The sequence below is a fragment of the Hydrogenophaga borbori genome (genome assembly GCF_003417535.1).
GTDB classification, from domain to species: Bacteria; Pseudomonadota; Gammaproteobacteria; order Burkholderiales; family Burkholderiaceae_C; genus Hydrogenophaga; species Hydrogenophaga borbori.
Genome location: NZ_QVLS01000007.1, coordinates 257,572 through 280,808, shown reverse-complemented (window position 1 = coordinate 280,808; position 23,237 = coordinate 257,572). Strand labels below are relative to the sequence as shown.

Sequence of the window (23,237 nt, the reverse complement as noted above, 5' to 3'; positions counted from 1 at the left end):
GGCGAACCGTGCCGCGCTCAGCGCACGATCACCACCTCGACCCGGCGCGCCTCGGCGTCGGCGCCCGAGCCGGTGGTCACGGCCGGCTTGCTCAACTCCAGGCTGCTCTCGGCCACGCCCGCGCCCACCAGGGCGTCGCGCACCGCGTAGGCGCGCTGCTTGGCCAGCTCGGCGTTGAAGGCCGGGTCGCCGGTGGCATCGTGAAACCCCGAGACCACCAGGCGCGAACCGCCCTTGGCGGCCTCGATGGCTTCGGCCAGCGCGGCCAGCGCGCCGGAGGCCAGCTCGGCCTTGCCGGTGGCGAAATAGAACTTCACCACGCCGTTGTCGACCACCACGCTGGCGTCGGTGGCGGAGACGGCGATGGCGCCCGGCACCGGCGCGGCGACGACCGATGCCGCGGGGGCGGCCTTGTCGCCGCGCGCCTTGAACACGCCCAGGCCCAGTACGCCGGCGATGATCAGTGCGATGAGGGAAATCAGGACGACCGCGACGACGCGTTGTTCGGGTTCGTTATCCTGTGTGGCCATGCAAAAAGCTCCTGTGGTGTGCGTGAATCGGCGAATCCGGCATTGTAGGCAGGCCGGATGAAGCCCCTGCGCACCTGGATCCCCGAACAGCGCGATGGCGCGGCCATGATGGCCGAGACCCTGGCCGACTGGCGCGCCCAGGGCGAGCGCCCGGACCTCTGGGTGTTCGGCTACGCCTCGCTGGTCTGGCGGCCCGAGTTCGAGGCCGCCGAGAGCCGCCCCGGCCGCGTGCATGGGCACCACCGGGGCCTGCAGATGTGGAGCCGCGTCAACCGCGGCACGCCCGAGTGCCCGGGCCTGGTGTTCGCGCTCCTGTCGGGCGGCAGCTGCGACGGCCTAGCGCTGCGCGTGCCGCACGAGCAGGTGGAAGCGCTGATGCCGCGCCTGTGGGCGCGCGAGATGCCCAACCCCGTCTACGACCCCAAGTGGCTGCGGGTGCAAACCCCGCAGGGCAGCGTGCGCGCGCTGGCCTTCACGCTCTCACGCCGCAGCCCCAGCTTCACGGGCCAGCTCACGCCCGAGCGCTACCGCGACATCTTCTCGCGCTCCTGCGGGCGCTATGGCACCACGCTGGACTACGCCCGCCGCACCTTCGAAGGGCTCAAGGCCCACGGCATCCACGACCACGCGCTGGAAAAGCTGCTGCGACTGGCCGACTGATCGGCCGCCTCACTACACTGGCACCATGAACATCGCCGACCTGCGCAAGAGCTACGAGAAGGCCGAGCTGAGCGAGGACGCCTCGCACGCCGACCCGCTGCAACAGTTCGACCAATGGCTGCAGCAAGCCATCGCCGCCCAGGTGCCCGAGCCCAATGCCATGACCCTGGCCACCGTGGGATCGGACCTGCGCCCGAGCACGCGCATCGTGCTCATCAAGGGCTACGACGAGCGCGGCATCGTCTGGTACACCAACTACCACAGCCGCAAGGGCCACGAACTGGCGGGCAACCCCTACGCGGCGCTGCAATTCCATTGGGTGGAGCTCGAGCGCGTGGTGCGCATCGAGGGCCGCGTGGCATTCACCAGCGCCGAAGAAAGCGACGCCTATTTCCACAGCCGCCCGCTGGACAGCCGCATCGGCGCCTGGGCCAGCCCGCAGAGCGAGGTGATCGAGGGCCGCTCGGTGCTGGTGGCCAACGCGGCGAAGTTCGGCGCGCAGTTCCTGCTCAAGCCGCCACGCCCGCCGCACTGGGGCGGCTACCGGCTGGTGCCGGACAACTGGCAGTTCTGGCAGGGGCGCAAGAGCCGGCTGCACGACCGGCTGCGCTACCGGCTGCAGGACGGCGCCTGGGTGCGCGAGCGGCTGGCCCCCTGAGCGCGCTCAGGCCTCGCGCAGCCGCTCGATGGCCTGGCCCGCCACGGCGGCCAGGGCCTCGGCCGGCACCCGGTGGGGCGCGACCTCGGCCAGCGGCAGCAGCACGAAGGCGCGCTCGCGCCAGCGCGGATGCGGCAGGGTCAGCGTGGGCGAATCGATGCGGCCCTCGCCGTAGAACAGCAGGTCGAGGTCGAGCGTGCGCGGGGCGTGGCGGTAGGGCCGTTCGCGGCCGGCCGCGGTTTCGATGGCCTGCAGGGCACCCAGCAGATCCGGCGCGCTGAGCGTGGTGGCGATCTCGGCCACCGCGTTGACGAAGTCGGGGCCTTGCGCTTCGTGCGGCGCGCTGCGGTACAGGGACGAGGCCCGCACCAGCCGCAGGCCGGGGGTGTGGTCCAGGGCGTCGAGGGCCCCGCGCACGGCGGCCGCGGCCTGGCCCAGGTTGGCGCCGAGCGCGACGTAGGCCTGGAGCTCAGGCCGCCCCATCGCCGCCGGTGGGCGGGTTGCCCTCGCCGCCTTCGCCGCCCTCGGTGCGCGCGGCGCCGCCGGGTTTGCGGCGCCGGCGGCGCCGCTTCTTGGCGGGCGCGCCGCCGGGTTCGGCCTCGGCCTCAGGCGCCTGCGAGGGCCCGTCGTCCAGGGACGGCTCGTCGTCGCCGTCCTCGTCCACCGGGCGGAAGCGCGGGTCGTCGGACACGTCGCTCTGTGGGTGGTCCGGGTCGCCGCGCTTGACGCGCCGCGCCTTGGGCGCGCCCTTGCCGGTGTTGCGCTGGGCGTCCACCATGTCGCGGCGGCGCTCGTCGCTGGCGGTGCTGAAGGTCTCCCACCAGTGGGCGAGTTCCTCGTCCACCTCGCCCACCTGCGAGCGCAGGCGCAGGAAGTCGAAGCCGGCGCGGAAACGCGGCTGCTCCACCAGCGTGAAGACGCCGCTGCCGGTGCGCTTGTCGAAGCGTGGCTGCATGAGCCAGATCTCGCGCATGTCGGCGCCGAGCTTGCCGCGGCCCGACACGTCGCCGATGCGCGCGTCGAAGGCCTCGTCGATCGCGTCCTGCAGGGCCGCGAAGGCGGGCACCGGCTTGTGGCCGGGGCGCGACTCGATGCGGCGCTCCCAGCCGCGGCGCACGTCGGCCCACAGCACGCAGGCCAGCAGGAAACTGGGCGCCACCGGCTTGTTCTCGCCCACGCGGCGATCGGTGTCCTGCAGGGCCAGCTGCACGAAGGGGTCGTCGGCGCGCTGCACCACCACGTCGAGCAGCGGGTAGATGCCCCGGTCCAGACCCAGGGCCTTGAGTTGCTGCAGGCTGGCCAGCGAATGGCCGGTCTGCAGCAGCTTGAGCATTTCGTCGAACAGGCGGCTTTGCGGGATGTCCTGCAGCAGCGACTTGGAGGCCTGCAGCGGCTCGCGAGTCTTGGCGTCGAGCTTGAAGCCCAGCGGCGAGAGCTTGGCCGCGAAGCGCACGGCGCGAATGATGCGCACCGGGTCCTCGCGGTAGCGCGTGGCGGCGTCGCCGATCATGCGCAGCTGCTTCTTCTGCGCGTCGCGGATGCCGTGGTGGAAGTCGACCACGGTCTGCGTCTCGGGGTCGTAGTACATGGCGTTGACCGAGAAGTCGCGGCGCGCCGCATCCTGCTCGATCGGGCCCCAGACGTTGTCGCGCAGCACGCGCCCGCTGGCGTCCACCGCGTGCTTCATGCCCGAGAGCTCGCCCTTGCTGGTGCGCTCGTTGCCCGCCACCTGTTCGGCGTCGGCGCTGTCGAGGTAGGCGCGGAAGGTGGAGACCTCGATCACCTCGTGCTCGCGCCCGCGGCCGTAGACCACGTGCACGATGCGAAAGCGCCGGCCGATGATGAAGGCGCGCCGGAACAGGCCCTTGACCTGCTCGGGCGTGGCATTGGTGGCGACGTCGAAGTCCTTGGGCCGCAGGCCCAGCAGCAGGTCGCGCACGGCGCCGCCGACGATGTAGGCCTCGAAGCCGGCCTGCTTGAGCGTGCGGACCACGTCCAGCGCGCGCTGGTCCACCAGCTTGGGGTCGATGCCGTGAACGCTGGCCGGCACGTCCTGGCGCTTGCCGAAGGGCGAGCCCGCTCGGGCGCCACCGGCCTTGCCCAGCAGCTTGTCGATGAATTTTTTGATCATTCGAAGAGATTGAGGATGCGCCAGCCGCGCTGCTTGGCGAGGGTGGCGAGGCGCTGATCGGGGTTGGTGGCCACCGGTTCGTCCACCTTCTCGAGCAGCGGCAGGTCGTTCATCGAGTCGCTGTAGAAGGTGCTGTGCGCCAGATCGGACCAGCGCAGGCCGCGATCGGCCAGCCATTGTTCCACACGGGCGACCTTGCCCTCGCGGAAGGAGGGAACGCCCGCGATGGCGCCGGTGAGTTCGCCCGACGGATCGGTGGCCAGGTCGATGGCGATGAGCTGTTCGACGCCGAAGGCCTGGGCGATGGGCCGGGTGACGAAGGCGTTGGTGGCGGTGACGATGAGCACGGTGTCGCCCGCGTCCTGGTGGCGGCGCACCAGGGCGCGCGCGGCCTCGGTCATGGCCGGGCGGATCACCTCGGCCATGAAGCGCTCGTGCGCGCGCAGGCCCTCGGCCAGGCCGCGCTCGCGCACCGCGCCGGTGGCGAAGCGCACGTAGTCGTGGATATCCAGGGTGCCGGCCTTGTAGTCGGCGTAGTAACCGTCGTTGGCGCGGCGAAAGTCCTCGGCGTCGCGCCAGCCCAGGCGCACGGTGAATTCGCCCCAGGCGTGGTCGGAGTCCAGGGGGATGAGGGTGTGGTCGAGGTCGAAAAGGGCCAGTCGCATGGGGAAATGCCCGCTCACTCGTCTTCCAGCATGGATTTGATGAGCGGGATGGTGATCGCGCGCTGCGTGCGCAGCGCGTAGCCGTCGAGCCGCTCGAGCAGCAGCATCAGGCTGGAGAGGTCGCGCGAGAAGCGCTTGAGCATGAAGTCCATCACCTCGTCGCCGAGGAAGACGCCGCGCTCGTCGGCGGCGCGGCGCAGCACGGCGCGCCGCTCGGTCTCACCGAGCGCGCGCAGCTGGAACACATGGCCCCAGCCGAGGCGGGTGCGCAGGTCCTCGCGCAGCACCAGATCGGCCGGCGGGCGGTCACCCGCGGCCAGCACCCAGCGCGCCGGGCCATGGGCCGGGGTCTGGGCGTTGACGAACCAGTTGAAGGCCATGGCCTGCTGGGCTGCCGTGTAGAGGTGGGTGTCGTCGAGCAGCACCGCGTCCCAGTGTTCGTCGTACTCGGCCGGGTCCAGGGTGCTGGCGTCCATCCAGCCCACGCGCGAGCCCTGCTCGCGCAGCGCCTCGCGCACGGCGCGCAGCAGGTGCGTCTTGCCGCTGCCGCTCTCGCCCCACAGGAAGGTGGGCACCGGCGAGCGCAGCGGGTTGGGCACCCACAGGCGCAGGTGGGCCAGCGCGGCCTCGTTGCCCGCGCCAACGAAGTTGTCCAGCGTGGGCAGCGGCGCCAGGCCGATGTCCAGCGCGAGCTGCTTCATGGGCTGGCCGGGCGATGCACTCATGGCAAACGCGGTGGTTCGTTGTGGCCGACCGGCGCCTTGAGGTACAGGTCGCTCGACAGGTACTGGCGCTTGAGCCGGCGCAGCGCCACCAGCAGCACCGCGCTGGCCGGCAGCGCGATGAGCACGCCCACGAAGCCGAACAGGTGGCCGAAAGCCAGCAGCGCGAAGATCACCGAGATCGGGTGCAGGCCGATCGCCTCGCCCACCAGACGCGGGGTGAAGTAATAGCTCTCCACGAGCTGGCCCAGCATGTAGACGCCGAACACCAGCGCCACGCCGGTGAAGGATTGGAACTCCAGCAGCGCCGCCAACACGGCCAGCACCAGTCCCACGCCAAAGCCCAGGAAAGGCACGAAGGTGGCCAGGCCGGTGAACACGCCGATGGGCAGCGCCAGGTTGAGCCCCACCAGCGCCAGGCCCGTGGAATAGAACACCGCCAGGATGCCCATCACCATGAGCTGGCCGCGCAGGTACTTGCCAAGCACCCCATCGGTCTCGTCCAGGAAGCCCTGGACCGACTCGCGCCAGCGCGGCGGCACCAGCGCGCGGCCCCGGCCCATGAGGGCGCGCCAGTCGATCAGCAGGTAGAAGGCCACGATGGGCATGAGAAACAGGTTGCCGAACAGCGCCGCCAAGGCACTGCCGCCAATGCGCAGCGAGGACAGCAGGCCGGCCAGCAGCTCGCTTTCCTTGCCGCTCATGAGCTGGCTGGCCCATTGGCGCAGCTGGCTGATGTCCAGGCGCAACTCGAAGCCGAAGCGCGCCGCCAGCGCGCTCAGGCCGTCGGCCAGGCGGTCCAGCAGCACCGGCACCTGCTTGCTCAGCAGCGGCACCTGCTGGGTGATGACCGGCACGATGAGCAGCACCACCGCCAGCAGCACCAGCATCAGCAGCGCCACCGACAGCCCGGCCCCGAGCCAGCGCGGCCAGCCGCGCCCGGCCAGGCGCTCCACCAGGGGGTGCATGGCGTAGGCCATGATCAAGGCCACCATGAAGGGCATGAGCACGGGCGCCAGCAGCGTGAGCAGCAGGACAAGGACCAGCGCGATAGCGGTCCAGGCGGCGATGCGGATCTGGGTGGGGGTGAAGGTCATGGGGCGGGGCTCGGTGGCGGGCCTGGGGCCCGGGGCGAGCCCGTAAAATCCGGTTCTGGATTCTATCGGCGCGCCCCCGGGCGCCCCGGGGTATCCGCCCTCCCCCCGCCCGACCACTGCCCGCGGCCCCGCCGCCGCGCCTTTTCCCATGAGCACCACCCCCCTGTCCTACAAAGACGCCGGCGTCGACATCGATGCGGGCGACGCCCTGGTCGAGCGCATCAAGCCGCTGGCGAAAAAGACCCTGCGCGAGGGCGTGCTGGGCGGCATCGGGGGCTTCGGGGCCCTGTTCGAGGTGCCCAAGCGCTACCAGGAGCCGGTGCTGGTGAGCGGCACCGACGGCGTGGGCACCAAGCTCAAACTGGCCTTCGAATGGAACATGCACGACACCGTGGGCATCGACCTGGTGGGCATGAGCGTGAACGACGTGCTGGTGCAAGGCGCCGAGCCGCTGTTCTTCCTCGACTACTTCGCCTGCGGCAAGCTCCACGTGGACACCGCCGCCGCCGTGGTTGGCGGCATCGCCAAGGGCTGCGAACTCTCGGGCTGCGCCCTCATCGGCGGCGAGACCGCCGAGATGCCCGGCATGTACCCCGCCGGCGAGTACGACCTGGCCGGCTTCTGCGTGGGCGCGGTAGAGAAATCCAAGATCCTCACGGGCAAGACCGTGGCCGAAGGCGACGTGGTGCTGGGCCTGGCCTCGCATGGCGTGCACTCCAACGGCTTCTCGCTGGTGCGCAAGTGCATCGAACGCGCGGGCGCCAACCTGCCCGCCACGCTGGACGGGCTGCCCTTTCGCGAGGCGGTGATGAAGCCCACCCGCCTGTACGTGAAGAACGTGCTGGCCGCGCTGCAGCAACACCCCATCAAGGCCCTGGCCCACATCACCGGCGGCGGCTTGCTGGAGAACATCCCGCGCGTGCTGCCCGACGCCCTGGCCGCGCACCTGGTCAAGGGCAGCTGGCCGCAGACCGAGCTGTTCGCGTGGCTGCAGAAGACCGCGGGCATCGACGACATCGAGATGAACCGCACCTTCAACAACGGCATCGGCATGGTGGTGGTGATCGCCGCCGACCAGGCCGAGGCCTGCGCCGCCACGCTGCGCGCCCTGGGCGAAACCGTGCACGCCATCGGTCGCATTGCGCCGCGCGGCACCGGCGCGGCCGTGGTCGTGGCCTGAGGGCCACCCCGCACCTCAGGTGATGTCTTCGGACATCACCACGCGCACGCCCGGGGTGGCCGTCAGGGCCGATTCCAGCAGCGTGCGGGCGATGGCCTCGGCCTGCACCACGCGCCAGCGCCGCGGCAGCACCGGCCGCAGGGCCTCGGCCAGGCGCAGGAACAGGCGCTCGCGCGGGCGGTCCTCCACGCGGTCGCCGCCGATCAGGCCCGGCCGCACCAGCGTGAGCGAGGGGTAGCCCAGCGCCAGCAGGTCGCGCTCCACCTCGCCCTTGGTGCGGGAATAGAACACCCGCGAACGCAGGTCCGCCCCCAGCGCCGAATTGAAGGCGTAGGCCTGCGTGCCCTGGCGCAGCGCCAGCTCGGCCACGCGCAGCGGCAGGTCGTGGTCCACGCGGTAGAAGGCTTCGCGCGAGCCGGCCGTCTTCATGGTGGTGCCGATCGTGCAGATCACCGCGTTCACGCCCCACCAATCGGCCTCTTCGGGCAGCCGGTCGAAGCTCACGAGGGGGTTCAGCAGCTTGGGGTGCGTGGGCAGGGCGCGCCGGGTCGGCGCCACCACCAGCCGCACCTGAGGATGCGCCAGCGCCTGGCGCAGCGCGTGACTGCCCACCAGGCCGGTGGCGCCCGCGATCATCAGTGTTTTCAAGGAAAGGGCTCCGGGTCCAGGCTGCGGTGAGGCCCGGTTCTGCGTCGATATTCGTTGCAGCTCATGCGGTGCGTCAACCGCGCTTACACGCCGATACGGGGCCAGGCCCTCAGTTCAGCGCACGCCGCAGGGTCTGCAGGCGCTGCTCGATGGCGCTGCGCTCCAGGGCGTCATCGGTGCGGTCGACGAAGGTCTCGAGGTCGTTCACCGCGAGCCGCAGGTCGCCGATCTCGGCCCAGGCCAGGCCGCGGTCGCGGTACTCCACCCAGGCCTCGGGCAGCAGCACGATCAGGCGGTCCTGCACGGCCACCAGGCGCAGCCAGTCGGACTGCGTGCGGTGGATTTCCTTGAGGTTGCGCAGCAGCCGCGCCAGGATCTCGCGCGGCGTGGCCGCCTGCAGGTACAGGCCCACGGGCACGTCGAAGTCGTCCACCAGGCCGTTGCGGCGCTTGTAGGGCTCCAGGCGCTCGGACAGGTCCTCGCGGCTGAGCGACTGGCCGGTGAACGGGTCGATCACCACCTGCCCATTGGGCAGGTTGATCTTGATCATGAAATGCCCGGGGAAGTTGACGCCGCGCGCCTTCAGGCCCAGGCCCTGGGCCAGTTCCAGCCAGAGCACGGCCAGCGAGATGGGGATGCCCCGGCGCGTGCGCAGCACCGCGTTGAGGTAGCTGTTGTCGGGGTCGTAGTAGTTGTTGACGTTGCCGCCGAACCCCATGTCGCGGAAGAAGAACTGGTTGAGCACGCGCAGGCGCTGCAGCGGGCCGGCGTCGTCGGGGCAGCGGCGCCTCACGCGCGCGAGCATCTGGTCCACGTCGCCCAGCACCTGCTGCACGTCCAGATCGGGGTATTCGTCCTGCGCCACCGCGGCCGCCGCCTCGAACAGCGGCAGGGCCTCGTCGTCACGCACGAGCGACGCGAAGTAGCTCAGGGGCGTGGGCGCGGTGAACTCGTACGGAAGGGCCATGGACAGAGCGCCGGCGGGTGCGGTCCGGCTATTGTCGGACGAACTGGCGCAAGTTCAAGCCCGAGAGAACCAAGGCCCCGAAATACAAGGCGCCCGCCCCCACGATGCCCAGGGTCAGCAGGCCCACGCGCTGCAGGGCCGCCCCCTCGAAGCCCAGCCAGCCCACCCGGGCCGACAGCCAGGTGAGGTAGACCGCCAGCAACACACTGGCCGCCAGCACCTGCAGGCCGAACTTCGCCCAGCCCGGCGCCGGCCGGTAGGCGCCGCGCCGGCGCAGGCCGATCAGCAGGAAAGCCGCGTTCACCAGCGCCCCCAGGCCGATGGCCAGCGCCAGCCCGGCGTGCGCCAGGTGCGGCACCAGCACCAGGTTGAGCGCCTGCGTGAGCACGAGCACGCCGATGGCGATCTTCACCGGCGTGCGGATGTCCTGGCGCGCGTAGAAGCCCGGCGCCAGCACCTTGATGGCGATCAGCCCGATCAGGCCCGCGCCGTAGCCCATCAGGGCCGTGGCGGTCTGCTGCACGTCGGCCGTGCCGAAGCGGCCGTAGTGGTACAGCACCGCGACCAGCGGCTGGGCGAAGGTGAGCAGCGCCACGGCGCAAGGCACGGCCAGCAAGACCACCAGGCGCAGGCCCCAGTCGAGCAGGCCACTGTAGCGATCAGTGTCGCCCGTGGCCTGTGCTGCTGACAATTGTGGCAGCAGCACCACCCCCAGGGCCACGCCCAGCATGGCCGTGGGGAATTCCATCAGGCGGTCGGCGTAGGTGAGCCAGCTCACGCTGCCCACGGCCAGGTGCGAGGCGATCTGGGTGTTGATCAGCAGCGACAGCTGGGCCACGCTCACGCCCAGCAGCGCCGGCAGCATGAGCGTGAGCACCCGGCGCGTGCCCGGGTGGTTCCAGGCCGCCTTGAGCGCGGCCCAGCCCAGCCCCACCCGCGGCCACAGGCCCAGGCGGCGCAGCGCGGGCACCTGCGCGCCCAGCTGCAGCGCCCCGCCCAGCAGCACGCCGCCGGCCATGGCGTAGATGGGCGGCAGGCCCAGGCGCTCGAACCAGGGCGCGCCGAACCAGGCGGCGGCGATCATGGACAGGTTGAGCAGCACCGGCGTAACCGCCGGCACCGCGAAGCGCTTCCAGGTGTTCAGGATGCCCGCCGCCAGCGCCACGAAGGACATGAAGCCGATATAGGGGAACATCCAGCGCGTCATGACCACGGCGGCCTCGAAGCCCTCGGGCGACTGCTTGAGACCGGCCGCCATGGCGTAGACCAGCACCGGCGCGGCCAGCACGCCCAGCACGCAGGTGGCCAGCAGCGCCCAGGCCAGCACGGTGGCGATCTGGTCGACCAGGCAGCGGGTGGCCTCGTCGCCCTCCTGGGCGCGGGTGCCGGCCAGCACCGGCACGAAGGCCTGGCTGAAAGCGCCCTCGGCGAACAGCCGCCGCAACAGGTTGGGGATGCGGAAGGCCACGTTGAAGGCGTCCGTCATGGCGCTGGCGCCAAAAGTGGCCGCCATGAGCAGCTCGCGCACCAGGCCTGTGATGCGCGAGGCCAGGGTCAGCAGGGAGACGAGGGAGGCGGACTTGAACAGCGACACGGCGCAGAGTGTAAGCGGGCCCTAACCGGCAGCCGACGGGAGTGTCTGGGGCCGCCGGGGGGACCGGGCTATAATCGCGGGCTTTGCTGGCAACATCCACAAACTCTTTAGGAACACACCATGGCCACCAAGCCGAAGAAAAAGAACCCCCGCCTGGCGTCGGGCCGCAAGCGCGCGCGCCAGGACGTCAAGCTCAACGCCGCCAACAGCTCGCTGCGCTCGAAGTACCGCACCGCGGTGAAGAACGTCGAGAAGGCCGTCGTCGCCGGCGACAAGGCCAAGGCGACCGAGCTGTTCGCCAAGATGCAGGCCGTTGTCGACACCATCGCCGACAAGGGCATCTTCCACAAGAACAAGGCCGCTCGCGACAAGAGCCGCCTGTCCGCGAAGGTCAAGGGCCTGGCCGCCGCGGCCTGAGCCCCACCTCCAGCCGCCCGGGCCCCTCGGGGCCTGCCGTTTGAATCGGGTGCGCTGCCAGCAAAGCAAAAAAGCCGTCGTCAGACGGCTTTTTTGTTGCCCGCTCGTTGTCAGGTCTTGGGTGGGGGCTCGGGGAGCAGGCAGGCCTCGGCCACCTGCAGGTCGTTGTCGCGCGCGAAGTTGAGGCAGAAATCCCAGGCCATGGGCTCGGCCTCGCGCAGCTCGCCATTCACCACCACGCACTTGATGCCGTTGACGACGGTGGGCACGCACCAGGGGGAATAGCTCAGGTGGCTGCCCGGTTGCACGCCGCCGGGGCGAAAGCCGCTCATGACGCCGGCGAGGCGTTCGGCCCAATCGCTCGGGCGAAAGGTGCGTCCATCGCGGGTGATGCCCTGGATGAACACTTGCTTGGGCGTGGGTGCGGCCATCGGGTGGAGGGTACGCCTCGGATGGAGGGCTCGTGCGGGAATCGGGCCTTCGCGGCGACCGGGATCGCCGGCCGGGAGGGCAGCCAAGAATTATATCTTATATAAGACTTGTGACACCCCGGAGACCCCCGGCCGGACATGGCACCGATGCCCAGGCGTCATCGATCCTGTGCAAAACGTGTGCCTACAATCGCGCTTCAACGGCTCCCCACCTGCCCCGCAGGCGTTGAGCCGATTTCTTTTTTCTGGCCCGCCCTCGGAGAGTCCCCGCATGAACGCCGCGCTGAAACCCGTCGCCTCGCCCCACGTGATGAACACCTACGGCCGCCTGCCGATCGCGCTGTCGCACGGCCGAGGCTGCCGCGTGTGGGACACGAACGGCAAGGAATACCTCGACGGGCTCGCCGGCATCGCCGTCAACACCCTGGGGCACGCCCACCCCAAGCTGGTGCCCGCGCTGCAGGACCAGATCGCCAAGCTGATCCACAGCAGCAACTACTACCACGTGCCCGACCAGGAGCGCCTGGCGCAGATGCTGGTGGAGCGCTCCGGCCTCACCAACGTGTTCTTCTGCAGCACCGGGCTGGAGGCCAACGAGGCCGCGCTCAAGCTGGCGCGCAAGTACGGCCACGACAAGGGCATCGAGCGCCCCGAGATCGTGGTCTACGAAAAGGCCTTTCACGGCCGCTCCATCGCCACGCTGTCGGCCACCGGCAACCCCAAGGTGCAGGCCGGCTTCGGCCCGCTGGTCGAAGGCTTCGTGCGCGTGCCCGCGAACGACATCGAGGCGCTGAAGAAGGCCACCGCGAACAACCCCAACGTGGTCGCGGTGTTCTTCGAGACCATCCAGGGCGAAGGCGGCATCAACCCGATGCGCGCGCAGTACCTGAAGGATGTGCGCGCCCTGTGCGACGAGCGCGACTGGCTGCTCATGATCGACGAGGTGCAGTGCGGCATGGGCCGCACCGGCAAGTGGTTCGCCCACCAGTGGGCCGGCATCGTGCCCGACGTGATGCCCCTGGCCAAGGGCCTGGGCTCGGGCGTGACCATCGGCGCCGTCGTGGCCGGCCCGAAGGCGGCCAACATCTTCCAGCCGGGCAACCACGGCACCACCTTCGGTGGCAACCCGCTGTCCATGCGCGCGGGCGTCGAGACCATCCGCATCATGGAAGAGGAAGGCCTGCTGGCCAACGCGGAGCGCGTGGGCGCGCACCTGCGCGCCGCCCTGGACAAGGGCCTGGCCGGCGTGGCCGGCGTGAAGGACATCCGCGGCCAGGGCCTGATGCTGGGCATCGAGCTGGCCAAGCCCTGCGGCGCCATCCTGCAGCGTGCGGCCGACGCCGGCCTGCTGCTGTCGGTGACGGCCGACAGCGTGATCCGCCTGGTGCCGCCGCTGATCCTCAGCACGGCCGAGGCCGATGAGATCGCCGCCATCCTGGTGCCGCTGGTCAAGGCCTTCCTGGCGGAATGAGCGCGCCCATGTCGACCAGCATCCGCCACTACCTGCAGTTCAAGGACCTGGGCGCCGAGGAATACGCCCATCTGTTCGAGCGCGCGGCCTTCATCAAGCGCAAGTTCAAGGCGGTCGAAAAGTACCAGCCCTTCGCCGACCCCGACCGCACCCTGGCCATGATCTTTGAGAAGGCCAGCACGCGCACGCGCGTGAGCTTCGAAGCCGGCATGTACCAGATGGGCGGCTCGGTGGTGCACCTGACCACCGGCGACAGCCAGCTCGGCCGCGCCGAGCCGATCGAAGACAGCGCGCGCGTCATCAGCCGCATGGTCGATCTGGTGATGATCCGCACCTTCGAGCAGGCCAAGATCGAGCGCTTCGCCGCGCACTCGCGCGTGCCCGTCATCAACGGCCTGACCAACGAGTTCCACCCCTGCCAGATCCTGGCCGACCTGTTCACCCTGGTGGAATACCGCCCCGCGCCGAGCGGCAAGCCCCTGGACGCGATCCGCGGCAAGGTAGTGGCCTGGGTGGGCGATGGCAACAACATGGCCAACACCTGGCTGCAGGCGGCCGAGCTGCTGGGTTTCACCGTGCACGTGAGCACGCCGGGCGGCTACGAGGTCGACCCGGTGCTCGCCGGCATCAGCAACCGCGGCTGCTACAAGGTATTCAAGGACCCGCGCGAGGCCTGCCGCGGCGCCGACCTGGTGACCACCGACGTCTGGACCAGCATGGGCTTCGAGGCCGAGAACGAGGTGCGCCGCCAGGCCTTCGCCCAGTGGTGCGTGGACGAGGCCATGATGCAACTCGCCAAGCCCGACGCGCTCTTCATGCACTGCCTGCCCGCGCACCGCGGCGAGGAGGTCGCCGCCGAGGTGATCGACGGCCCGCAGAGCGTGGTCTGGGACGAGGCCGAGAACCGCATGCACGCGCAGAAGGCCCTGATGGAGTACCTGCTGCTGGGCCGCGTGGCCTGAGGCCATGTCGGCCTGCACGAGCTGCGGCGCCTGCTGCGCGTGCTTTCGCGTGGACTTCTCGGTCCACGAGATGGAGGACATGGGCGGCGGCGTGCCCGCTGGCCTGGCGGTCGAGCTCACGGGCCACACCATGCGCCTGCGCGGCACCGACCATTCGCCGCCGCGCTGCGCGGCGCTGACCGGCCGGGTGGGCCACAAAGCCAGCTGCGGCATCTACGAGTGGCGACCCTCCCCCTGCCGCGAATTCGAGGAAGGCAGCGAGGCCTGCGCCCGCGCCCGCGCGCGGCACCAGCTGCCGCCACTCGACGGCGCGGCGTGAACACGGGCCCGAAACTTCAGACCTGAAGTTTTCCGTCAGCTGTTGGCAATAACCGACACCACGGGTATTTTTGCGGTGCTACCTTCGCCGCGCCATGAAAACGCTCTGGGACATTTCCCCTCCCGTTCACGCGGGCACACCGGTTTTTCCCGGTGACACCGCGTACGCGCAGCAGTGGGTCGCCAGCATCGGCCCGGGCTGCCCGGTGAACGTCAGCGCCATCACGCTCTCCCCCCACGTGGGCGCGCACGCCGACGCGCCGCTGCACTACGACCCGCACGGCGCGCCCATCGGCGAGGTGCCGCTGGACGCCTTCATCGGCCCCTGCCGCGTGATCCACGCGATCGGTGCCGGCCCGCTGATCCGGCCCGAGCACCTCGCGCACGCGCTGACGGACCCGCCGCCGCGCGTGCTGGTGCGCGCCTACGCCCGCATGCCGCAGGACGCCTTCGACCAGGACCTGCCCGCCTTCGCGCCCGAGACCGTGGAGCAACTCGCCGACCTCGGCGTGGTGCTCATCGGCATCGACAGCGCCAGCATCGACCCGGCGAGCAGCAAGACGCTGGACAGCCACCAGGTGATCCGCCGCCGCGGCCTGCGCGTGCTGGAAAACCTGCTGCTCGACGGCGTGCCCGAAGGCGACTACGAACTCATCGCCCTGCCCCTGAAGCTCAGCACAGCCGACGCCTCCCCCGTGCGCGCGGTGCTGCGATCGCTCTGACCCCCGCCCTGTCCCGCTTGGCCTGAGCCCCCGACGGCCTTTCCACCACCATGACCACCACCCGACAAGACTGCCGCGCGCTCGACGCGAAAGACCCGCTGCGCGCGCTGCGCGATCTCTTCGACATCCCGGCGGACACGATCTACCTCGACGGCAACTCGCTCGGCGCCATGCCGCGCTCGGCGCCCGCGCGCGTGGCCGAGGTGGTCACCCGCGAATGGGGCCGCGACCTGATCCGCAGCTGGAACAGCGCCGGCTGGTTCGAGATGCCGCGCAAGGTGGGCGACCAGATCGCTCGCCTGATCGGCGCCGCGCCGGGCACCACCATCGCCACCGACAGCACCAGCGTGAACCTGTTCAAGGCGCTCAGCGCCGCGCAGCGCATCAGCGCCGAGACCCGCCCCGGCCGCTGGCGCATCGTCAGCGAACGCAGCAACTTCCCCACCGACCTCTACATCGCCGAGGCCCTGTGCAAGGACAAAGGCTGGGAGCTGGTGCTGGTGGAGCCGCACGAGATCGCCGAGGCCCTGAAGGACGAGAAGCTGGCGATCCTGATGCTCACGCACGTGAACTACCGCACCGGCGCCATGCACGACATGGCCGCCATCACCCAGGCGGCGCACGCCGCCGGCGCCCTGGTGGTCTGGGATCTGGCGCACAGCGCCGGCGCGGTGCCCGTGGACCTGAGCGGCGCCGACGCCGACTTCGCCGTGGGCTGCGGCTACAAGTACCTCAACGGCGGCCCGGGTGCGCCGGCCTTCGTCTGGGTCAATCCCAGGCACGCCGAGCGCTGCTGGCAGCCGCTGGCCGGCTGGTGGGGGCACGACAAGCCCTTCGCCTTCACGCCCGACTACCAGCCGGCGCCCGGCATCGTGCGCTACCAGTGCGGCACGCAGCCCATGATCAGCCTGGCCGCCCTCGAATGCGGCGTGGCCACCGTGCTGGCGGCCGAGCCCCTGGGTGGCATGGCGGCGCTGCGCCGCAAGTCGCTCGCGCTCACCGACCTGTTCATCGCGCTGGTGGAAGAACGCTGCGCGGGCCACGGCCTGTCGCTGGTGACGCCGCGCGAGCACGCCCGCCGCGGCTCGCAGGTCTGCCTCTCGATCACCGTGAGCCCCCCCGCTCCACCGCTGCGCGGGTCGCTGCCCCCCGAGGGGGCGCCCACCGGCTTGGGGCGGCCCGGCGCCGGTGGCGAAGGCGCCTATGCCATCGTGCAGGCCCTGATCGCGCGCGGCGTGATCGGCGACTACCGCGCGGGCGACGGCGCGGGCCACCCCGACATCCTGCGCTTCGGCTTCACGCCGCTGTACCTGGGCTTCGAGGACGTGTGGAACGCCGTCGAGCACCTGCGCGAGGTGCTGCAGAGCGGCGAGTGGCAGCGGCCCGAGTTCAATCGCCAGCACGCGGTGACCTGAATGCCTTGCCCGCACGACCCCATGAACGACACCCCCCAACGCCCCGAAGACGTGGTGCGCGAGGAGCGCGCCCAGCTCGACTTCAGCCGCGACATGAGCTATGGCGACTACCTGCAGCTCGACGCCGTGCTCAACGCACAGAAGCCGCTGTCGCCCGCGCACGACGAGATGCTCTTCATCGTGCAGCACCAAACCAGCGAGCTGTGGATGAAGCTGATGCTGCACGAGCTGCACGCGGCCGTGGCCCACATCGCGCGCGACGAGCTGCCGCCGGCCTTCAAGATGCTCGCGCGCGTCAGCCGCATCATGGAACAGCTGGTGCACGCCTGGGACGTGCTGGCCACCATGACGCCACCCGAGTACAGCGCGCTGCGTCCCTACCTGGCGCGCTCCAGCGGCTTCCAGAGCCACCAATACCGCTGCATCGAGTTCGCCATGGGCAACAAGAACGCCGCCATGCTGCAGCCGCACGCCCACCACCCGCAGCGGCTGGCCACGGTGCGCGCCGCCTACGAAGCGCCCTCGCTCTACGACGAGTGCCTGCGCCTGCTCGCGCGGCGCGGCCTGCCGGTGCCACAGAGCCACCTGCAGCGCGACTGGACCCAGCCCTACGAGGCCAGCGACGCCGTGGAGCAGGCCTGGCTGATCGTCTATCGGGACCCCAAGGCCCACTGGGACCTGTACCAGCTCGGCGAAGAGCTCACCGACCTGGAGGACACCTTCCGGCTCTGGCGCTTCCGCCACGTCACCACGGTGGAGCGCGTGATCGGCTTCAAGCGCGGCACCGGCGGCACCGGCGGCGTGAGCTACCTGCGCAAGATGCTCGACGTGGTGCTGTTCCCCGAGATCTGGCGCCTGCGCACCGACCTCTGAGGCCGCTCAGAGCGGCCCGCGCAGGCTGTCCACGGGGTTGGGCGGCCCCCGCCAGGCGCGCTCGCAGTCGGCGCGCGCGCGCCGGAACACCGCCTCGCCCAGGCCCGCGCGCAGCTCCAGCATGAGCGGCTGCACCCAGCGCGCCGCCGCCTCGCGCCCCACCAGGTCCACCAGCGTGGCCCAGCCCATGGCCAGCCGCTCATAGGCCTGAGCCGGCTCGCCGCGCTCCACGTGCACGGCGGCGGCCTGACTCACGGCGTCCAGGTAGGTGATGGCGTCGCGCATCTCCAGCGCGCCCCGGCGCGCCATGTCCAGGCGCTGCAGGGCCTCGGCGCGCTCGCCCAGGGCCCGCGAGAGGCGCGCGCCCAGCAGGCCGCGCCGCGCGGCGGCGTCGCCGGAGCTGTCGCCGATCGCCGCCAGGCCCTGCCAGAGCTCGTCGGCCCGCCGGGGGTCGTGGTTCATCAGGGCGGCCACGGCCGCCAGCCGGGCGGCCTCGGCATCGCCCGACAGCCCCTGCGCGGAAAACAGGCTGGCCGCCCGCAGGAAGCGTTGCGTCGCGCCTTCGGTGTCGCCCACGGACAGCGACTCGCGGGCCTGCGCCAGCAAGGTGTCCGCCACATCGTGTGCCCGCTCTCGGGCGCTCTCGGTCGTCCAGCCCACCGGGCCAGGCACGGTGTCGTCGTACGCACCCATGACCGCCTCCTTTGCGCCGCCCGCAAAGGCAGCAGACCGAAGCTTAGATCAGCCGGCGAGGCCGCCGGCTCCGCTTTCTCCCCTATGCAGAAATGGGCATAACACGCGCCCGCGGCCCCGCTCCGGAACCCCGGCCGGCCCTGCGCCACAGAGCCGGCAGCGCTGTCACACCGCTTGCTATACCGGCCGATGTCCACCTCACTCGAACTGCTTTTGGGTCCCGCGCCCCCCGGCACCCCCGCCCACCGGCGGCGGCTGCGCAGCGACGATGGCATTGCACTGCGTCTCACGAGCAACGCGGGCGACGACCAGGTGATGCTGCTCAGCTCGCCCGGCCACCTGCCGCCCGGCACCGAGCTGGGCACCCCACGGAGCCTGTGGCACCACACGCTGGCGCACCCGCGCCGCCCGGGCCTGCGGCTGTCGCTGGTGGTGCCCGCGGGCAGCGTCCGCGTGCACCTGATGGATGTCTGGCCACGGCACGCCGTGCCACCGCAGGCCCTGGCCGAGGTGCTCGACGAACACAGCCGGCGCCACCGGCTCTGGCGCGCGGCGCTGGCCGCGGACGGGACCGAGGACCACGGGGCCATCGACGGCACGCGCCTCACGCCCGATCACTGGGCCATCCTGCCCCACCCCTACGCCTGACCGACGCGGCGCGCCATCGCTGCCGCTGTTCACGCCCCCTCTATCGCCATGAATCGCCTCCCCGCCCCGCTCACTCCCGCTCGGAACACACCCCCGGTCTTCCTGCCACCGCAGATCCCGCCCACGCGGCACCCGGCGCCGCACACCGTGGCGCAAAGCCCGTTCCCGACGCCGGGGTACCAGCCCGACCACACGGACGGGGACGACTTCACCAGCCCGTCACAGAGCTGGCTGCAGGAGCACGACCTGGGGTTCGACTTCGAGCAAGGCTTCGCGCTCGGCCCCTCGCCTTCGGCGTTCGACACACAGCCCCCGGTCGATGACAACGCGCCCGAACAACCCACGCCGACCAGGGCCCTCCCGCCGGTGCTGAAGGCCCTCCACCTGATCAGCGAAAAGCAGAAAGGCCAGGCGCACCGCCAGCTGAAGCAGTGCGCGACGGTAGAGCAGGCCCTGGTGGAGATGCTGGCGGCCAGCAATTCCGGGAAGCGCGGCAACGGCCCCTCCCCCGCGCGGGTGGTGTCGGTGCTCGGGTTGTTGGCCCGGCTTCCCCTGAAGTCACCTGTGCGTGGCACGTTTGCCTGTCTGTGTCTCGTTCGAATGCGCGTGGAGCGCAGCGCCAAGGGGGCGGCCAAGCGCTACATCGACCTCGCGAATGCACTGCCGCCCCAGTTCCCGACCGATGAACTGGGGCCTTACCAGCAAGTCCTTATCGAGTGCGGCCGCCAGGCGATCCAACAGATCCGAGACGAAGACGTTGAGCATTTCAAGCAGCAGCCAAGCGAGGCGCTCGATGCACTGACTCGCATTGAAAGCCGGCTGATGGAGTACCAAGCCCAGCCTTGCTCCCCACCACAGGTATCGATTGAGGCGTTGCGCCGGCAGGTCGGCGTGCGGTATCCGCTGCGGGGCACTCACTCCGCGTCAAGCTTGAAGCGCCGCCATGAGCGCATCGTCGCCGAAACTACGCCTGCGGATGCCGTCGACGAGGCAGACGAAGAGAACATGTCGCCCACGGGGGAGCAGCGGCCCCTGCCCGCGGGGGTCGGCCGGCACGCGATGAGGCCCGTGCCGCCCTCCCCCGATCTCGCGGCCCCGGGGCCGATGCGTTCCTGGGGCATTCCACCGCAACCCGTGGCCACCTGGGGACCCGCGCGCTTCGCCGGTGAACTGCACGCGATGGTGCTGCGCGGCAGCCTCATCGTGCGGCAACCGGTCGCACAGGCCTTGCAGGTGTTTGCCACCTGTCCCAACCGGCAAGGCCTGACCAGGGCCTTGCCCAGCATCCACGATGCACAAGGATTTCTGGACATGCTGAACCTGATGCTCGGCCTGAACCCCTCGGCGGCGGGCGAGCTCGCGCTGCACACGGCGCTCAACTACATCGAACGTGGCCTGGTCATGCCGGACGCGGTGGCCACGGCCGTGGTCGGCGCCTTGTCGCAGGTGAGCGCCTGGCCTCAGGACGTGCCCTTCAGCCTCACGCTGATGAACCAGGTGGGCCTGCAGCCCCCCTTGGTTCGCGAGGCGGTGGCCAACCTGATCGACCGCCTGCTCCACGGCCCTGGGTGATCCACCGCACCCGCGCGCCCTGCATCGGCCGCGTGCGCCAGCCCTCGCTCAGCTCGGGCGGATGTTGTTGCGCCGGATCACGTCGGCCATGGCGGCGGTGTCGGCCTTGATGCGGCGCGCCAGACCCTCGGGCGAGGTGCCGGCCACGGCCCAGCCCTGGTTCAGGATCTTCTCGCGCACCTCGGGGCGGCGCACGATCTCGGTGAGCAGCGTGGCCAGCCGGTTCACGTGCGCCTTGGGCAGGCTGTTGGGCGCGGCCACGGCGTTCCAGATCTCCAGCTGGAAGTCCTTCACGCCGGCCTCGGCCAGGCTGGGCACATCGGGCACCACGGCGCTGCGGCCGGCCGAGGTGACGCCGATGGCGTGCAGCTTGCCGGCCTTGACCTGCGCCATGGCCAGGCCCGGCGGCAGCAGCGACATCTGGATCTGCCCGCCGATCATGGCCGCCATCACCTGCGGGTTGCCGGGGTACGGCACGTGCACCGCGCCCAGGCCGGCGCGCGACTTCAGCAATTCCATGCCCAGGTGCGCCACCGTGCCGATGCCCGGCGTGCCGTAGTTCCACTTGTCCCCATTGCGGCGCGCGGCCTCCAGGAAGGCGCGCGCATCGGCCGGCGTGCCCGGCGCGCCCGTCAGCAGCAGCGGCGCCACGGCGATCAGCGACACCGGCGTGAGGTCGGTGAGCGGGTCGTAGGTGGTGGCGGGGTTGAGGATCTTGGCGATTGTCATGTTGCCGTTGATCATCAGCCCGATGGTGTGGTCGTCGTCGGCGCGCGCCACCTGGGCCGCGGCCACGTTACCGCCGGCGCCGGGGCGGTTCTCCACCACCACCGGCTGGCCCAGCAGGCCCTGCAGCGGGTCGGCCAGGGTGCGGGCCATCAGGTCGGGCGAGGAGCCGCCGGGGAAGCCCACCACGATCTTGAGCGGGCGGCTGGGCCATGCGGGTTGGGCCAGGGCGGCGGGCAGCGCGGCGGCGGCGGCCAGCGCGGCACCGGTGGCGATGGCTTGGCGTCGGGTGGTGGGCTTCAGTGGCATGCGGGTCTCCAGCGGTTGTCAGGGGTTCGCGGAAGCGGGCCGGGGCGGTGCGCCCGGGCCGGCGTAGAGCCAGGGATTGTCCAACAGGCGTTCGCCCAGCACGCCCATGGCGGTGTCGCGGCCCAGACGCAGCAGGCCGCTGGCGTGGAAGATGCGCCCATTGCGGCGCGAGCGGCGCTGCACGCGGGCGTTGCGGGCCCAGCGCGCCTGGGCGTAGCGCGCGAAGCGCTCGGGCCAGTCGGCCACCGTGGCGCCCCGAGCGAGGTGCCCCAGCACCCAGGCGTCTTCCAGGGCCATGGCCGCGCCCTGCGCGAGGTAGGGGCGCATGGGGTGCGCGGCGTCGCCCAGCAGGGCCACCGCGCCGCGCGCCATGTCGGCGGGGCCACGCAGCGGATCGCGGTCGTGCAGCACCCAGCGCGTCCAGCCGGGCACCGCAGCCAGCCAGTCGGCCAGCGGCCCGGCGATGGGGCCGAGCGCGGCGCTCAGCTCGCCGGCCTCGGCCGGCTGCGACCAGCTGCTGGCCTCCAGCCCGCCCGCCTCGCCCTGCACCACGGCCACCAGGTTGAAGGCCTCGCCGCGCCGCACGGGGTAGTGCACCACGTGCAGCCGGGGGCCCAGCCACACGCCCACCGAGGGATCGCGCATCGCGGCGGGCAGCGCCTCCGCGGGGATCAGGCCACGGTAGGCCAGGTGGCCGGTGCGGCGGGGCGGCGCGGCGTCGAATCCGCCCTGGCGCACGCGGCTCCAGAGGCCGTCGCAGCCGATCAAGGCCTGGCCGGCCAGCTGATCGCCGCTGGCCAGGGTGAGCGACACGCCCGGCCCGCTCGGCCGCCAGGACTCGGCGCGCGCCCCCAGGCGCCACGACACGCAGGCCTCCTGCGCCACGGCGCGCTGCAGCAGCGCGTGCAGGTCGGCGCGGTGCAGGCAGGCATAGGCCTGGCCGTGGCGCGCCACGGCGGCGTCGCCCAGCGCCAGTTGGCCCAGCGAGCGACCGCTGCGCGCGTCGCGCACGCGCAGCGCCTCGGGAAAAGCGGCGGCCTCGCGCAGCGCGGGCAGCAGGCCCCAGTCGGCCAGCACGCGCACCGCGTTGGGCCCCAATTGCAGGCCCGCGCCGATCTCGCCGAACGCAGGGGCCTGTTCCAGGACGGTGACGGCCTGGCCCTGGCGCGCCAGGGCCAGGGCCGCACCCAGTCCGCCGATGCCGGCGCCGGCCACGAGCAAGGGAAGGTTCATGCGGGGAATGGTATCGGCTGGGCCTCATCGAGCCTCGTGCAACGAAGGTGCCTGGGGAACGCATCCCGCGCCCGCCCCACACAGCGTCGTGCCCTTGCCCCCCGTCCGTGTACCGGGAGACGCCGTGTCCTTCATGCTCGAACAGCTCTTCGGCCCCGCGCCTCACGGCGTTTCACCCAACGAACGCGCGCTGCGCAGCGACGACGGCGTTCTGCTGCGGTTCAGCGCCGATGCCGATGACGACCGGCTCACGCTGATGAGCTCACCGGGCCGTCTGCCCGCCGCGCACGTGGCACCTGCCACCTGGCATCACACCTTGAACCATGGCGGCTTCGAACACATGCGCTGCTCGCTGCTGACGATGCCCGCCACGGACCCGCCTTGGCAGCGCCTTTGCCTGCTGGATGTGTGGTGCCGCCACGGCCTGCAAGCCCATCGCCTGCAAGCCTGGCTGGACGACCATGCGCGGCGCCACCGCGCCTGGCTCCATCTGCTGGCCGAGGGCGGACATCAGGGCATCGCCCGCCCGAACGAGGGCTTCGCCGCCCGTTCCGCCATGGCCGCGGCGCACGACCTCTCTGGCCGCTTCGTCTGA

At 71.2% G+C, this 23,237-nt stretch carries 26 protein-coding genes; 13 read left to right on the top strand and 13 right to left on the bottom strand.

The genetic code is table 11. The annotated features are described in order from the left end of the window. Nucleotides 1-17: 17 nt before the first annotated feature. Nucleotides 18-530, bottom strand: a complete 513-nt coding sequence (locus DY262_RS13690) for an OmpA family protein (RefSeq protein WP_116959599.1) — start codon at nt 528-530, stop codon at nt 18-20. Between the two features lie 57 nt (nt 531-587). Between DY262_RS13690 and DY262_RS13685 the strand changes: the two genes are divergently transcribed. Further along, the gene (locus DY262_RS13685) at nt 588-1,190 is read left to right on the top strand and encodes a gamma-glutamylcyclotransferase (RefSeq protein ID WP_116959598.1); all 603 of its coding nucleotides are present in this window, start codon (nt 588-590) and stop codon (nt 1,188-1,190) included. Between the two features lie 25 nt (nt 1,191-1,215). Beyond that, the gene (gene pdxH / locus DY262_RS13680; RefSeq protein WP_116959597.1) at nt 1,216-1,848 is read left to right on the top strand and encodes a pyridoxamine 5'-phosphate oxidase; all 633 of its coding nucleotides are present in this window, start codon (nt 1,216-1,218) and stop codon (nt 1,846-1,848) included. Between the two features lie 6 nt (nt 1,849-1,854). Here pdxH and folK read toward each other — a convergent pair whose 3' ends face one another. Genes folK through DY262_RS13655 form a run of 5 tightly spaced genes read right to left on the bottom strand, consistent with a single transcriptional unit; the run spans nt 1,855 to nt 6,463 of the window. Next, complete coding sequence (folK, locus tag DY262_RS13675; RefSeq protein WP_116959596.1) at nt 1,855-2,331, bottom strand: 2-amino-4-hydroxy-6-hydroxymethyldihydropteridine diphosphokinase; 477 nt, start codon at nt 2,329-2,331, stop codon at nt 1,855-1,857. Next, entirely contained in the window at nt 2,318-3,979 is a 1,662-nt protein-coding gene (gene pcnB / locus DY262_RS13670; protein WP_116959595.1) for a polynucleotide adenylyltransferase PcnB, read from the bottom strand. Before pcnB ends, folK begins: the two co-directional genes overlap by 14 nt. Beyond that, the gene (locus DY262_RS13665; RefSeq protein ID WP_070397582.1) at nt 3,976-4,644 is read right to left on the bottom strand and encodes a histidinol-phosphatase; all 669 of its coding nucleotides are present in this window, start codon (nt 4,642-4,644) and stop codon (nt 3,976-3,978) included. The genes pcnB and DY262_RS13665 overlap by 4 nt, the downstream gene beginning before the upstream one ends. 14 nt (nt 4,645-4,658) lie before the next feature. After that, a complete protein-coding gene (gene hda / locus DY262_RS13660; protein WP_116959594.1) occupies nt 4,659-5,345 on the bottom strand; it encodes a DnaA regulatory inactivator Hda in 687 nt (228 codons plus the stop codon). Nucleotides 5,346-5,365: 20 nt separating this feature from the next. Next, nucleotides 5,366-6,463: an AI-2E family transporter gene (locus DY262_RS13655; RefSeq protein WP_116959593.1), complete on the bottom strand. Its 1,098-nt coding sequence runs from the start codon at nt 6,461-6,463 to the stop codon at nt 5,366-5,368. A gap of 148 nt (nt 6,464-6,611) precedes the next feature. Here DY262_RS13655 and purM point away from each other — a divergent pair, with 148 nt between their 5' ends. Then, nucleotides 6,612-7,643 (top strand): phosphoribosylformylglycinamidine cyclo-ligase, encoded by a 1,032-nt coding sequence (gene purM, locus DY262_RS13650; RefSeq protein WP_116959592.1) that lies wholly within the window; start codon nt 6,612-6,614, stop codon nt 7,641-7,643. A gap of 15 nt (nt 7,644-7,658) precedes the next feature. Here purM and DY262_RS13645 read toward each other — a convergent pair whose 3' ends face one another. The 3 genes from DY262_RS13645 to murJ form a co-directional block, all read right to left on the bottom strand. Further along, nucleotides 7,659-8,279 (bottom strand): NAD-dependent epimerase/dehydratase family protein, encoded by a 621-nt coding sequence (locus DY262_RS13645; RefSeq protein ID WP_116959591.1) that lies wholly within the window; start codon nt 8,277-8,279, stop codon nt 7,659-7,661. Between the two features lie 121 nt (nt 8,280-8,400). Next, nucleotides 8,401-9,258: a SirB1 family protein gene (locus DY262_RS13640; protein ID WP_116959590.1), complete on the bottom strand. Its 858-nt coding sequence runs from the start codon at nt 9,256-9,258 to the stop codon at nt 8,401-8,403. A gap of 28 nt (nt 9,259-9,286) precedes the next feature. Then, nucleotides 9,287-10,852, bottom strand: coding sequence for a murein biosynthesis integral membrane protein MurJ (murJ, locus tag DY262_RS13635; RefSeq protein WP_116959589.1), 1,566 nt, complete (start codon nt 10,850-10,852; stop codon nt 9,287-9,289). A gap of 120 nt (nt 10,853-10,972) precedes the next feature. On the opposite strand from murJ, the gene rpsT reads away from it, so the two are divergent. Beyond that, nucleotides 10,973-11,269, top strand: coding sequence for a 30S ribosomal protein S20 (rpsT, locus tag DY262_RS13630; RefSeq protein ID WP_070397575.1), 297 nt, complete (start codon nt 10,973-10,975; stop codon nt 11,267-11,269). A gap of 110 nt (nt 11,270-11,379) precedes the next feature. Here the strand turns inward: rpsT and DY262_RS13625 are convergent, their stop codons facing one another. Continuing rightward, entirely contained in the window at nt 11,380-11,700 is a 321-nt protein-coding gene (locus DY262_RS13625) for a DUF3579 domain-containing protein (RefSeq protein WP_116959588.1), read from the bottom strand. Nucleotides 11,701-11,971: 271 nt separating this feature from the next. On the opposite strand from DY262_RS13625, the gene DY262_RS13620 reads away from it, so the two are divergent. The 6 genes from DY262_RS13620 (at nt 11,972) to kynA (ending at nt 17,461) form a co-directional block, all read left to right on the top strand. Next, nucleotides 11,972-13,171: an aspartate aminotransferase family protein gene (locus tag DY262_RS13620; RefSeq protein ID WP_116959587.1), complete on the top strand. Its 1,200-nt coding sequence runs from the start codon at nt 11,972-11,974 to the stop codon at nt 13,169-13,171. A gap of 8 nt (nt 13,172-13,179) precedes the next feature. Beyond that, a complete protein-coding gene (gene argF, locus DY262_RS13615; RefSeq protein ID WP_116959586.1) occupies nt 13,180-14,133 on the top strand; it encodes an ornithine carbamoyltransferase in 954 nt (317 codons plus the stop codon). 4 nt (nt 14,134-14,137) lie between these two features. Next, the gene (locus DY262_RS13610; RefSeq protein ID WP_116959585.1) at nt 14,138-14,452 is read left to right on the top strand and encodes a YkgJ family cysteine cluster protein; all 315 of its coding nucleotides are present in this window, start codon (nt 14,138-14,140) and stop codon (nt 14,450-14,452) included. Nucleotides 14,453-14,546: 94 nt separating this feature from the next. Next, nucleotides 14,547-15,173, top strand: coding sequence for an arylformamidase (kynB, locus tag DY262_RS13605; RefSeq protein ID WP_116959584.1), 627 nt, complete (start codon nt 14,547-14,549; stop codon nt 15,171-15,173). 50 nt (nt 15,174-15,223) lie between these two features. Then, on the top strand, nt 15,224-16,588 hold the full coding sequence (gene kynU / locus DY262_RS13600; protein ID WP_116959583.1) for a kynureninase: 1,365 nt from the start codon (nt 15,224-15,226) through the stop codon (nt 16,586-16,588). Nucleotides 16,589-16,609: 21 nt separating this feature from the next. Then, on the top strand, nt 16,610-17,461 hold the full coding sequence (kynA, locus tag DY262_RS13595) for a tryptophan 2,3-dioxygenase (RefSeq protein WP_181936498.1): 852 nt from the start codon (nt 16,610-16,612) through the stop codon (nt 17,459-17,461). 6 nt (nt 17,462-17,467) lie between these two features. Here kynA and DY262_RS13590 read toward each other — a convergent pair whose 3' ends face one another. Continuing rightward, nucleotides 17,468-18,154 carry a hypothetical protein gene (locus DY262_RS13590; RefSeq protein WP_116959581.1) on the bottom strand — a complete coding sequence of 229 codons (687 nt, stop codon included), beginning with the start codon at nt 18,152-18,154 and terminating at the stop codon, nt 17,468-17,470. Nucleotides 18,155-18,343: 189 nt separating this feature from the next. On the opposite strand from DY262_RS13590, the gene DY262_RS13585 reads away from it, so the two are divergent. Together DY262_RS13585 and DY262_RS13580 are read left to right on the top strand one after the other, a co-directional pair. Next, nucleotides 18,344-18,802, top strand: a complete 459-nt coding sequence (locus DY262_RS13585; RefSeq protein WP_116959580.1) for a hypothetical protein — start codon at nt 18,344-18,346, stop codon at nt 18,800-18,802. A gap of 48 nt (nt 18,803-18,850) precedes the next feature. Further along, nucleotides 18,851-20,374, top strand: coding sequence for a hypothetical protein (locus DY262_RS13580; protein ID WP_147326235.1), 1,524 nt, complete (start codon nt 18,851-18,853; stop codon nt 20,372-20,374). Between the two features lie 48 nt (nt 20,375-20,422). Here the strand turns inward: DY262_RS13580 and DY262_RS13575 are convergent, their stop codons facing one another. Then, on the bottom strand, nt 20,423-21,409 hold the full coding sequence (locus DY262_RS13575; RefSeq protein WP_116959578.1) for a Bug family tripartite tricarboxylate transporter substrate binding protein: 987 nt from the start codon (nt 21,407-21,409) through the stop codon (nt 20,423-20,425). An 18-nt stretch (nt 21,410-21,427) separates the two neighbouring features. Continuing rightward, on the bottom strand, nt 21,428-22,642 hold the full coding sequence (locus DY262_RS13570; RefSeq protein ID WP_116959577.1) for an FAD-dependent monooxygenase: 1,215 nt from the start codon (nt 22,640-22,642) through the stop codon (nt 21,428-21,430). Nucleotides 22,643-22,766: 124 nt separating this feature from the next. Here DY262_RS13570 and DY262_RS13565 point away from each other — a divergent pair, with 124 nt between their 5' ends. Then, complete coding sequence (locus DY262_RS13565; protein ID WP_116959576.1) at nt 22,767-23,237, top strand: type III secretion system chaperone; 471 nt, start codon at nt 22,767-22,769, stop codon at nt 23,235-23,237.

Coding starts and splice junctions, on each gene's coding strand:
- DY262_RS13690 (WP_116959599.1), bottom strand. CDS start 530: ATGGCCACACAGGATAACGAACCCGAACAACGCGTCGTCGCGGTCGTC.
- DY262_RS13685 (WP_116959598.1), top strand. CDS start 588: ATGAAGCCCCTGCGCACCTGGATCCCCGAACAGCGCGATGGCGCGGCC.
- pdxH (WP_116959597.1), top strand. CDS start 1,216: ATGAACATCGCCGACCTGCGCAAGAGCTACGAGAAGGCCGAGCTGAGC.
- folK (WP_116959596.1), bottom strand. CDS start 2,331: ATGGGGCGGCCTGAGCTCCAGGCCTACGTCGCGCTCGGCGCCAACCTG.
- pcnB (WP_116959595.1), bottom strand. CDS start 3,979: ATGATCAAAAAATTCATCGACAAGCTGCTGGGCAAGGCCGGTGGCGCC.
- DY262_RS13665 (WP_070397582.1), bottom strand. CDS start 4,644: ATGCGACTGGCCCTTTTCGACCTCGACCACACCCTCATCCCCCTGGAC.
- hda (WP_116959594.1), bottom strand. CDS start 5,345: ATGAAGCAGCTCGCGCTGGACATCGGCCTGGCGCCGCTGCCCACGCTG.
- DY262_RS13655 (WP_116959593.1), bottom strand. CDS start 6,463: ATGACCTTCACCCCCACCCAGATCCGCATCGCCGCCTGGACCGCTATC.
- purM (WP_116959592.1), top strand. CDS start 6,612: ATGAGCACCACCCCCCTGTCCTACAAAGACGCCGGCGTCGACATCGAT.
- DY262_RS13645 (WP_116959591.1), bottom strand. CDS start 8,279: ATGATCGCGGGCGCCACCGGCCTGGTGGGCAGTCACGCGCTGCGCCAG.
- DY262_RS13640 (WP_116959590.1), bottom strand. CDS start 9,258: ATGGCCCTTCCGTACGAGTTCACCGCGCCCACGCCCCTGAGCTACTTC.
- rpsT (WP_070397575.1), top strand. CDS start 10,973: ATGGCCACCAAGCCGAAGAAAAAGAACCCCCGCCTGGCGTCGGGCCGC.
- DY262_RS13625 (WP_116959588.1), bottom strand. CDS start 11,700: ATGGCCGCACCCACGCCCAAGCAAGTGTTCATCCAGGGCATCACCCGC.
- DY262_RS13620 (WP_116959587.1), top strand. CDS start 11,972: ATGAACGCCGCGCTGAAACCCGTCGCCTCGCCCCACGTGATGAACACC.
- argF (WP_116959586.1), top strand. CDS start 13,180: ATGTCGACCAGCATCCGCCACTACCTGCAGTTCAAGGACCTGGGCGCC.
- DY262_RS13610 (WP_116959585.1), top strand. CDS start 14,138: ATGTCGGCCTGCACGAGCTGCGGCGCCTGCTGCGCGTGCTTTCGCGTG.
- kynB (WP_116959584.1), top strand. CDS start 14,547: ATGAAAACGCTCTGGGACATTTCCCCTCCCGTTCACGCGGGCACACCG.
- kynU (WP_116959583.1), top strand. CDS start 15,224: ATGACCACCACCCGACAAGACTGCCGCGCGCTCGACGCGAAAGACCCG.
- kynA (WP_181936498.1), top strand. CDS start 16,610: ATGAACGACACCCCCCAACGCCCCGAAGACGTGGTGCGCGAGGAGCGC.
- DY262_RS13590 (WP_116959581.1), bottom strand. CDS start 18,154: ATGGGTGCGTACGACGACACCGTGCCTGGCCCGGTGGGCTGGACGACC.
- DY262_RS13585 (WP_116959580.1), top strand. CDS start 18,344: ATGTCCACCTCACTCGAACTGCTTTTGGGTCCCGCGCCCCCCGGCACC.
- DY262_RS13580 (WP_147326235.1), top strand. CDS start 18,851: ATGAATCGCCTCCCCGCCCCGCTCACTCCCGCTCGGAACACACCCCCG.
- DY262_RS13575 (WP_116959578.1), bottom strand. CDS start 21,409: ATGCCACTGAAGCCCACCACCCGACGCCAAGCCATCGCCACCGGTGCC.
- DY262_RS13570 (WP_116959577.1), bottom strand. CDS start 22,642: ATGAACCTTCCCTTGCTCGTGGCCGGCGCCGGCATCGGCGGACTGGGT.